1 pseudogene is annotated in these 556 nt (G+C 74.5%); it reads right to left on the reverse strand.

The features are described 5' to 3' along the window. Positions 1-542: pseudogene (locus tag AC1D01_RS38110) on the reverse strand (TIGR02270 family protein); the annotation flags it as partial. Between the last annotated feature and the right edge of the window lie 14 nt (positions 543-556).

The raw sequence follows: 556 nt of genomic DNA on the forward strand, positions 1-556 counted from the left end.
CCTTGGGCCTGCCACCAGGCGGCAACCTTGCCGGCATCCGGCCATGGCAGGCTCTCGTCGTCGTCCATCGCCACCTTGTCATCGCCGGCCGCGTCGTTCGGCCCTGCAGCGGCTTCGTCGGGGGCCGAACGCTCCAGGTCGGCCTCGGCGAGGTCCAGGCCGGTGATCAGGCTGAACGCCTCGCCCGCCACGCGTGCCAGTGCCGGCTCGGCCATCTGCCGGACCAGCCACGGCACATAGTGCGCGTCGCCGGCGACGCCGGCCCCGATGACCAGGGCGCGCGAACCGGCAGCGTCCTGCGCCAGCCCCTGCAAGATGGCGCGCGCCTGCTCGGGCGGCGCGATGCGCAGCAGCAACTGCAGGGCTTCGACACCTGCGGCCCCTTCGGCTTTCGCCAGCTGCTGCAACGCGACGACGGCTGCCGCACGGTCGCCCAGCAGCACGGACGCACGCGCCGCGCTCAACCGATGCCCGGGCCGCGCATCGTCCAGCGTGGCCAGGCAGCGCGGCAGCAGGTCGACGCGGCCCAGCAGGCCGGCCACGCGCACCGCATGGG

This window comes from Rhizobacter sp. P3_B12 (assembly GCF_056402895.1).